This window comes from Polaromonas sp. P1_G4 (assembly GCF_056405475.1).
In genome coordinates this window covers 1-8,621 of the sequence record NZ_JBFUCA010000148.1, presented here as the reverse complement: position 1 = coordinate 8,621, position 8,621 = coordinate 1, and the positions used below count along the sequence as shown (strand labels likewise).

Sequence of the window (8,621 nt, the reverse complement as noted above, 5' to 3'; positions counted from 1 at the left end):
ATCGCGGGTAAGCCACCCTGGCCGACCGCGGCAGCTCGACTTCCACCATCTCGACGCCCTGGTCGGGCCCGCGCTCTGCCACCTGGCGCCGCAGGTAGCCGGCTTCCGGGTCGCGCCACACCGCCTGCCCTGCCTTCTTCCGCAGCCTGCGGCCTGCCTCTTCTTCCTTGTCTTCGGTGAGCAGCTGCGCCAGCGGCACACCCAGGCCGGCTGCGAGCCGGCCGAGGATCATGGCGGTCGGGCTGCTTTCGACGCGCTCCACCCTGGAGATCATGGCTTTGCTGACGCCCGACACCTCGGCCAGTTGCGCCAGGCTCAGGCCCTGGGCCTGGCGCAATGCCAGCAGCCGCGACGCGATCAGGGCATCAATCGTCATGGGGTGTCCTTCAGAAAAAGCATTCGTCTATCATAAGGGACAAATAATCTCTTATAGTAGACAAATCATTCTCCCTTTCAAAAGGAATCCCCATGCACCTCGTCGAATGCACCGAAGAGCGCCATGCCGGCCAGATCCTGGCCATTTTTAACGAGGCGATCGTCAACTCGACGGCGCTGTACGACTACAAACCACGCGCACCCGAAAGCATGGTGACCTGGTTTGCCACCAAACGTGCCAACGGTTTTCCGGTAGTCGGGATGGAAGACGACAGCGGCAAGCTGCTGGGTTTTGCGAGCTACGGCACCTTCCGCGCATTTCCGGCGTACAAGTACACGGTCGAGCATTCGGTCTATGTGGAGAAAGACAGCCGCGGCCTGGGCCTGGGGCGCAAGCTGCTGGAGGCGATTGTGGCCAGGGCTGAAGTGCAAGGCATGCACGTTCTGGTCGGCGCGATTGACCTGGACAACGCTGTGAGCATTGCACTTCACAAGCGCCTGGGCTTTGAGCACAGCGGCACGATCAAACAGGCGGCTTTCAAGTTTGGCCGCTGGCTGGACCTGGCGTTTTTGCAGAAGACCTTAAAGACGCCGCTGCAGCCTGTTGACGGTTAAGTCTGTTGGCTGGTCAACACTTTGTCGATGGCCTCATGCAAATGCTGCAGGCCAAACGACACATCACAAAACACGCCGTTGACATAAAACGCCGGCGTTGAGCGCACGCCCAGGTGGCGGCCGCTTTGCATGTGCTCCTGCACGCGCTGCAGGTAGACATGGTCGTTCATTTCGTTCTGGTAGCGGGCCATGTCCAGGCCGGCCTGGGCGGCATAGTCGAGCAGGTGCTTGTCCTTGAGGTGATGCTGGTTGGTAAACAGCAACTCGTACATGGGCCAGAACTTGTGTTGTGCGCCGGCGGCTTCCGCCGCTTCGGCGGCCAGTTCGGCATGGGGGTGCACTTCGCGCAACGGAAAGTGCCGGAAGACAAAACGCAGCTGGCGCCCGAAGTGCGGCAGCATCACCTTCAGGGCGCCGTAGGCCTGAAAGCAGGACGGGCATTCGAAGTCGCCGTATTCCACAACAGTGACCGGGGCCGACGCCGGGCCATGGATATGGTCGATGGCATCGTCGGGTTCGAGAAACGGGTCGGGTTGGGACGAATCGGCCATGAAAATCACCTTTTTGCTGTGTGTTCAGACATTGAAAAATGTCTTCAGCACAGTATGCGCCCGGGTGTGCGCGGTGATCAAGGAGCCGTACGGCCCCATCGGCGTTGTGGGTAGCCGTGGATGGCCATGAATAGCCAGGCAGAGCCGGCGGTGCCGGCCCCGTGGCTCAGCTTCAGGCCTGGTTGGCGGCGTTTTCGAGGGCTTCGTCGAGTGCCTTGCACGAGGGCGAGCACACGGCCTGGGACTTGCCCAGCACTTTACGGGTGCCCATCAGGGAGCGGGCGCGGTGCTTGCCGCACATGAAACACGACATCGTGGCAGCGCCAAATGACGTGGTGGCAGCAAACGGTGAGCCCGACACCTTGGACTTGTAGCGCAGGCCGTCAGCGAGTACGGCGGTTTTGGCGTCAGCTCTTGCCATGGTTGGGGTCTTCCTTCAGTTGGGGGTTGATGGGTTTCATGGCCTTTTCAATGGCCTCTTTGGCCTTCAGCTCGGCAGCGAGCGAGGCGTCCAGCGCAGACCGGCACAGGCCCGCATACTGGTAATTGACGTTTTCATACAGCTCTGCCGCAGCCGGGTGCGTGTCGAGCAGCGCGCCCAGCGCCATGCCGGGTTCCACATCGCCCAGTTCGTTGACCAGGTGCAGCACCACGGAGCGGTACTGCTCGGCACCCACCGGCACCGCGCTGTGCTCAAGCCGTTCCAGCAGCTCGGCCAGTACGTGGGTGACCGTGAGGTCGGTTTTGTGGGGATGGGGTTGGGTGGCGTTCATGCAGTGAATTTGGGGCTTCCTTCCCCTAAATCAAGCACTTTGCGGACCAGGTAACCGCCCTTCGGCGGTTGCTGGCCCCCTTTCGGGCTAGCCTGGATCAGCCCTGCGCGCTATATTTTTTATAGCTGCTCGCGCTTGTCTGCTGTGGGTTGGAGGCCTATTTTACCTCTAAACGGCAGGCCCGGAAGCTTTCCCCGGGCTTCCAGAGGCCATTTGGCGTGCCTGCAGGTGTTACCAAACGTCTTTTGAACGCTGTTTAATGGATGAAAAGTAGCTGCAGACCAATGCTGGTAAGCGCAAGTAGCTCCTGATTTGATAGCACCAAAAATACCGCGCAGAGCGTCTACGGTACTTTTTACCCTCCATCGGGCAACCCTTTTGCCGCCAGATGGGCCACCAGCAGCCTGGCCGCCGCCGACAAACCCGCCTCATCCCGAAAGCAGATGGCAAAGCGCCGGCGGGCCCAGGGGTCGGCGAGCGGCATCACACGCAGCCCATAGGTGGCGGCATAAGGCTCAGCCACCTCGCGCGGCACCACGCTGATGGCCAGGTTGGCGCGCACCACGCGCAAGGCGGCCTCGAAGTTGGACACGATGACGCGGTGGACAACGACCTTGCCCTTGAGCGCTGCAGCCCGCAAGAGCAGCACCTGCACAGCACTGTGCGCGGGAAGGCTGACATGCTCGAAATCCAGCGTCTGCTCAAAGTGCAGGGTTTTCTCGCCTGCCAGCGGGTGCGACGGGTGGGTCACGATGGCCAGGTGGTCGGTGCGGTAGCTGCGCGACTGCAGGCCGCTCAGGTCGGCAGCGTCCCAGCAAATGCCGACCGAGGCCACACCCTCCTTGATGCCGCGAATCACATCGGGGCTGACGCGCTCTTCCATGTCGACCTGGATGTCATGGTGCGCCGGCTCCTGCAAAAAAGCCGCCACGTCGTCGGCCAGCGACTCGGCCATGACAGAAGCCGTGGCCAGGATGCGCACCTGGCCGCGCACGCCCTGGGCATAGGCGGCCATGTCGCGTTCAATGCGCTCGGCGCTGGCCAGCATGGTGCGCGCGTGCTCCAGCAGGCTTTCGCCAGCAGGTGTGGGCTCCACACCGCGGCGGCGCCGCACCAGCAGCGGCGTGCCGACGGTGTCTTCGAGCTGGGCCAGCCGCTTGCTGATGGCCGAGCCGACGATGTTGGCCTGCTCGGCCGCGCGGGCAATGCTGCGCGCATCACACACTGCCGCGAACAGCCGCAGCGTGGTCATGTCGAGGTCTCTCATGGGCGGCTCCTGGGTACACGTACAACTCGCCTGGAAAAGCGGCGCAGATTTGATATTCCCAATCGGAACGTCAGTGCTTCCAAAATTGACCAATCAAACCCTTTGGGAAATTCTAAACTGCAGCTGCGCCCCGAAAATGAACAGACGACAACGGAGACAACAGTGAACCTGCCTTCAAGGCCTGCCCTCCCCCGGCAGGCAACGATCCGTGAAGTCGGCCTGCGTGACGGCCTGCAAAGCATTGCCGCCGTGATGCCGACCGCGCACAAGCTGGAGTGGATCCAGTCGGCCTACGACGCCGGCCAGCGCGAAATCGAGGTTGGCTCTTTTGTGCCGGCGCGCCTGCTGCCGCAGCTGGCCGACACCGCCGGGCTGGTGGCCTTTGCCAAAACACTGCCCGGCCTGGTCACATCGGTGCTGGTGCCCAACCTCAAGGGCGCCGAACGCGCCATCGAAACCGGCGCCGACCTGATGCTGCTGCCGATTTCGGCCAGCCACGCCCACAGCCTGGCCAACCTGCGCAAGACGCCCGATGAGGTGGTCGAGGAAATCGCCCGCATCCGCGAACTGCGTGATGCGTCGGGCTCGCCCATCGTGATCGAAGTCGGCATGAGCACGGCCTTTGGCTGCACGCTGCAGGGCCGGGTCGAGCCGTCCGAGGTGCTGCGGCTGCTGCGCGCCGTGCTGGACGCCGGTGCCGACCGCGTGGGCCTGGCGGACACCGTAGGCTATGCCGACCCGGAAATGGTGCGGCTGTTGTTTGAGCAGGCTTTTGAGGTGGCCGGTGAGCGGCTTGACTGCGGCCACTTTCATGACACCCGCGGACTCGGCATGGCCAATGTGTATGCCGCGCTGCAAACCGGCGTGACGCGCTTTGACGCCTGCCTGGCCGGCATAGGCGGCTGCCCGCATGCGCCCGGCGCCAGCGGCAACGTGGCCACCGAAGACCTGGCCTATATGCTGGCCAGCATGGGCATTGAAACCGGCATTGACTTTGACAAGCTGATGGCGCTGCGCACCCGGGTGGCGGGCTGGCTGGAAGGCGAAACCCTGCACGGCGCGCTGTGGCGTGCGGGCCTGCCCAAAACCATGCGCCTATCTGCTGCCTCCGCTGCCGCTGCGGCCTGAACTATTTTTCTTCCGGAACACTRCATGCAACCCATCCCCGAATCCACCACCCCACAGCCGCTGGCCGGCTTGCGCGTGGTGGAGTTCACCCACATGGTCATGGGCCCCACCTGCGGCATGGTGCTGGCCGACATGGGCGCCGAAGTCATCAAGGTCGAGCCCATCGACGGCGACCGGACCCGCCGCCTGCTGGGCGCCGGCTCGGGCTTCTTTCCGCTCTTTAACCGCAACAAGAAAAGCATCGGCATTGACCTGCACGACCCGGTGGGCGCCGAAGTGGCGCGCAAGCTCTGCGCCAGCRCCGACGTGGTGGCCGAAAACTTCAAGCCCGGCACCATGGCCAAGTACGGCCTGGACTACACCGCGCTCAGCGCCGTCAACCCGCGCATCATTTACATCAGCCACAAGGGCTTTTTGCCCGGCCCCTATGACCACCGCACCGCACTCGATGAAGTGGTACAGATGATGGGCGGCCTGGCCTACATGACGGGCCGGCCCGGTGACCCGCTGCGCGCCGGCACCAGCGTCAACGACATCATGGGCGGGCTCTTCGGCGCCATCGGTGCGCTGGGCGCGCTGATCCAGCGCGGCATTAGCGGCAAGGGCATGGAAGTGCAGTCGGCGCTGTATGAAAACAATGTCTTCCTGATGGGCCAGCACATGCTGCAGTACGCCATGACGGGCAAACACCCGGCCCCCATGCCCGCGCGCGACAACCCCTGGGCCGTGTACGACGTGTTCACGGTACGGGACGGTGAACAAATCTTCCTGGCGGCCGTGAGCGACGCGCAGTGGCAAACCTTTTGCACCGTGCTGGGGTTTCCCGACCTCAAGGCCGACCCCTCGCTGGCCACCAACAACCAGCGCGTGGCGGTGCGCCCCGCCCTGCTCAAGGACCTTGCGGCGCGGCTGGCCCCGCGCAGCGCCGGCGAGCTTTCAGCCATGATGGAAAAAGCCGGCCTGCCGTTTGCCCCTATCCGCAGGCCCGAAGACCTGTTCGACGACGAGCACCTGCTGGCCACCGGCGGCCTGGCCGACGTGCGCCTGCCCGATGGCCCCAAGGCCGGCCAGATGGTAAAAACCACGCTGTTCCCCATCACCATGCAGGGGGAGCGCCTGGGGGTTCGCCTGCACCCGCCCACGCTGGGTGAGCACACCCGCGAGCTGTTGGCAGGCCTGGGCTACAGCGCAGGTGAAATGGATGACCTGCACCGGCAAGCGGCAGTCAGTTGAGGCAGTGAGTTGAACCTGCCGGCCGATTTGCGCGACTCACGACAACGAAGGAGACAAAATGACCCCCAAGATGAAGATGATCCGCAGTACCGATACCTCAGCCTTGAGCAACAAACCCGCAACCCGGCGCCAGGCTCTCCGGGGGCTGGGCACCCTTTTTGCCGGCGGCGCCTTTCTGGCATCGCCACGCAGATTGCTGGCCCAGACCACCGACAAGGTGGTGCGCTTCATCCTGCCGGTGGGCGCCGGCTCGGGCGTGGACACCATCGTGCGAACGGCCAGTGTTGCGCTGGGCAAGGYGCTGGGCAACCCGGTGGTGATTGAAAACCAGYCCGGCGCAGGCGGCATTGTCGGCACGTCCGCGCTTGTGAAGGCTGCCCCCGACGGCATGACGCTGAGCGTGGTGTCCAACAACCACGTGATCTACCCCAGCGTGTACAAGTCGCTGCCGTTCGACCCGGTGGCGGACATCACGCCCATCACCGTCATTGGCACCACGCCGATGGTGCTGGTGGTGAACCCCGCCAAACTGCCAGCCATCAATGTGAAAGAACTGGTCGCCCTGCTCAAGGCTAAACCCGATGCCTACAACTATGCGTCGTCGGGCAACGGCACCATCCTGCACCTGGCCGCGCAGATGTTTCTGGACGAAGCACAGGTCAAGGCCAAACACATTCCCTACAAGGGCGTAGGCCCCATGGTTGCCGACATGATCGGCGGGCAGGTGGACATGGGCGTGCTGGCGCTCCCTGCCGTGCAGGCGCACCTGAAGAGCGGCGCCTTGCGCGCCATCGGTGTGGGCGGCAGCGCCCGTTCACCCGCGGCGCCCGACATTCCGACCATTGCGGAACAAGGCCTGCCCAACTACAACATGGAAGGCTGGTTCGCGGTGATAGGCCCCGCGAAGCTGCCGGCGGCCGACGTCAAACGCATCCACGACGCGGTGGTTGCCGCCTATGCCACGCCCGAAGTGAAGGAAGCCATGCTCAAGCAGGGCAACACCATCAACCCCGGCAGCCCGGAAGCCGCCGCGCAGTACTTTCGCAGTGAACTGGTGAAGTACGCGCAGCTGGTGAAAAAGGCGGGCGTCGAACTGCAGTAAGGCACACACACAGGCGGCCGCCCTGCTGTTCATCACAACGGGACGGCCCTGAATTTGCTATGGTTTTAATAGCTGCTTGCGCCCGTCAATAAAGCGCCAGGCAGCAATTTTGCAATCAACCCGCCCTGGCATGCCTACAGCTTGGCGATGGACACTTCGGTCGACTTGACCAGTGCCACCACCTCACTGCCGACGGCCAGCTCGAGCTGGTCGACCGACCGCGTGGTGATGACGGAGGTGACGATGCCCCAGGGCGTTTCGACGTCGAGTTCAGACACCACGTCACCGCGGATGATTTCTTTCACGCGGCCGCGGAACTGGTTGCGGACGTTGATGGCTTGGATGGACATAAAGGTTCTCCTGGAACTTGGGTAAAAACGTTGAACTGAAAATCGATGAATTCAGTGGCCTGAATTCAGCACCGGCGGGCGGCTCAGCTCAGACGCTACATCGCACCCGCGAAAAATGCACAGGCTCAAAGCCCGTGGTGGCCGGCATCCGGAAGCTTTCCGCCAACAGCGTCAGCACCGCATCGTCCAGACGCACGGTGATCTCGGGCCCCACTTCATAGCGCTTGTCGGCCGACTTCGGCACCTGCGAATCGGTGGCATATACGCCCGGCAGGATGTGGCGGGCCGCCAGCGCCTGCAGCACCGGGCGCAGGGCGTAGTCCATCGCCAGCATGTGGTGGGGGCTACCGCCGGTGGCCAGTGGCAGCACGGTTTTTTCCTTCAGCGCCGTTTGCGGCAGCAAGTCAAGCAGCACCTTGAGCAGGCCGCTGTAAGCCGCCTTGTAGACCGGCGTGGCCACCACGATCGCACGCGCGCGGGCAATCTGGTCAATCGCCTTGACGATGGCCGGATGGCCCCACTCAGCCAGCAGCAAGGCCTGGGCCGGCAGCTCGCGGATGTTCAACCGGTCGACCACCACGCCGCCCCGCAGGGCCAGCCTGTCGCTGACGGAGTCAAGCAGCGCCGCCGAGCGGGACTGTTCGGAAGGACTGCCGGCAATCAGCAATACGGATTGTTGCGAGGACATTATTTGTGGAGCTCTCTGAGTTGCATTGATTACCAAGCGGCGTGTGCCAGCTCTCCCATTCCAGTGCCGGCGCGGAACCGGCTCAGCCGGGCCGCAGCGGGCGCCCCCTTGGGGGGAGGCGGCCAGAGGCCGCTTCGGGGGGGCCTATTTCCTGGTATAGATCTGGTCGAACGAGCCGCCGTCGGCGAAATGCTCTTTATCAGCCTTGGCCCAGCCGCCGAAGGCCTGGTCGATGGTGAACAGGTTCAGCTTGGGAAACTGCTTGGCGTACTTGGCAATGGCTCTTTGCGAAACGGCCGGGCGGTAGAAGTTCTTGCCGGCAATGTCCTGGCCTTCTTCAGAGTAGAGGTACTTCAGGTATTCCTCGGCCACAGCACGGGTGCCCTTCTTGTCGACGTTCTTGTCGACCACGGCAACGGCGGGCTCGGCCAGGATGCTCAGGGAAGGCGCGACCACGTCAAACTTGGCGCCGAATTCTTTTTCGAGCAAATACGCTTCGTTTTCCCAGGCGATCAGCACGTCGCCCTGGGCACGCTGGG

The 8,621-nt window shown here is 63.4% G+C and carries 12 protein-coding genes; 4 read left to right on the top strand and 8 right to left on the bottom strand.

The features are described 5' to 3' along the window. The coding region (locus tag AC1D1X_RS09635; protein ID WP_477698193.1) for a helix-turn-helix domain-containing protein at positions 1-376 on the bottom strand (376 nt) is incomplete at its 3' end. A 92-nt stretch (positions 377-468) separates the two neighbouring features. Between AC1D1X_RS09635 and AC1D1X_RS09630 the strand changes: the two genes are divergently transcribed. Beyond that, positions 469-990 (top strand): N-acetyltransferase family protein, encoded by a 522-nt coding sequence (locus tag AC1D1X_RS09630; RefSeq protein WP_477670823.1) that lies wholly within the window; start codon positions 469-471, stop codon positions 988-990. Here the strand turns inward: AC1D1X_RS09630 and AC1D1X_RS09625 are convergent. The 4 genes from AC1D1X_RS09625 to AC1D1X_RS09610 all read right to left on the bottom strand — a co-directional run bounded on the left by AC1D1X_RS09625 (position 987) and on the right by AC1D1X_RS09610 (position 3,581). Further along, positions 987-1,541, bottom strand: a complete 555-nt coding sequence (locus AC1D1X_RS09625; protein WP_457278576.1) for a DsbA family protein — start codon at positions 1,539-1,541, stop codon at positions 987-989. The two genes, AC1D1X_RS09630 and AC1D1X_RS09625, sit on opposite strands and share 4 nt — an antisense overlap. A gap of 172 nt (positions 1,542-1,713) precedes the next feature. Further along, on the bottom strand, positions 1,714-1,962 hold the full coding sequence (locus AC1D1X_RS09620) for a hypothetical protein (protein WP_436154840.1): 249 nt from the start codon (positions 1,960-1,962) through the stop codon (positions 1,714-1,716). Further along, positions 1,949-2,314, bottom strand: a complete 366-nt coding sequence (locus tag AC1D1X_RS09615) for a hypothetical protein (protein WP_457278577.1) — start codon at positions 2,312-2,314, stop codon at positions 1,949-1,951. Before AC1D1X_RS09615 ends, AC1D1X_RS09620 begins: the two co-directional genes overlap by 14 nt. A gap of 355 nt (positions 2,315-2,669) precedes the next feature. Beyond that, positions 2,670-3,581 carry a LysR family transcriptional regulator gene (locus AC1D1X_RS09610; protein WP_477647799.1) on the bottom strand — a complete coding sequence of 304 codons (912 nt, stop codon included), beginning with the start codon at positions 3,579-3,581 and terminating at the stop codon, positions 2,670-2,672. Between the two features lie 162 nt (positions 3,582-3,743). On the opposite strand from AC1D1X_RS09610, the gene AC1D1X_RS09605 reads away from it, so the two are divergent. The 3 genes from AC1D1X_RS09605 to AC1D1X_RS09595 all read left to right on the top strand — a co-directional run bounded on the left by AC1D1X_RS09605 (position 3,744) and on the right by AC1D1X_RS09595 (position 7,044). Continuing rightward, positions 3,744-4,709 carry a hydroxymethylglutaryl-CoA lyase gene (locus AC1D1X_RS09605; protein WP_477670824.1) on the top strand — a complete coding sequence of 322 codons (966 nt, stop codon included), beginning with the start codon at positions 3,744-3,746 and terminating at the stop codon, positions 4,707-4,709. Between the two features lie 24 nt (positions 4,710-4,733). Next, positions 4,734-5,942: a CaiB/BaiF CoA transferase family protein gene (locus tag AC1D1X_RS09600; protein WP_477698192.1), complete on the top strand. Its 1,209-nt coding sequence runs from the start codon at positions 4,734-4,736 to the stop codon at positions 5,940-5,942. A gap of 76 nt (positions 5,943-6,018) precedes the next feature. Further along, the gene (locus AC1D1X_RS09595; protein ID WP_477698194.1) at positions 6,019-7,044 is read left to right on the top strand and encodes a Bug family tripartite tricarboxylate transporter substrate binding protein; all 1,026 of its coding nucleotides are present in this window, start codon (positions 6,019-6,021) and stop codon (positions 7,042-7,044) included. Between the two features lie 134 nt (positions 7,045-7,178). On the opposite strand, the gene AC1D1X_RS09590 is transcribed toward AC1D1X_RS09595, so the two are convergent. The 3 genes from AC1D1X_RS09590 to AC1D1X_RS09580 all read right to left on the bottom strand — a co-directional run. Then, positions 7,179-7,394, bottom strand: a complete 216-nt coding sequence (locus tag AC1D1X_RS09590; RefSeq protein WP_477670826.1) for a TOBE domain-containing protein — start codon at positions 7,392-7,394, stop codon at positions 7,179-7,181. 88 nt (positions 7,395-7,482) lie between these two features. Next, positions 7,483-8,082, bottom strand: a complete 600-nt coding sequence (gene ssuE / locus AC1D1X_RS09585) for an NADPH-dependent FMN reductase (RefSeq protein ID WP_477670827.1) — start codon at positions 8,080-8,082, stop codon at positions 7,483-7,485. 144 nt (positions 8,083-8,226) lie between these two features. After that, positions 8,227-8,621 (bottom strand): sulfate ABC transporter substrate-binding protein (locus tag AC1D1X_RS09580; RefSeq protein ID WP_477698191.1); only part of this gene is annotated, 395 nt, incomplete at its 5' end.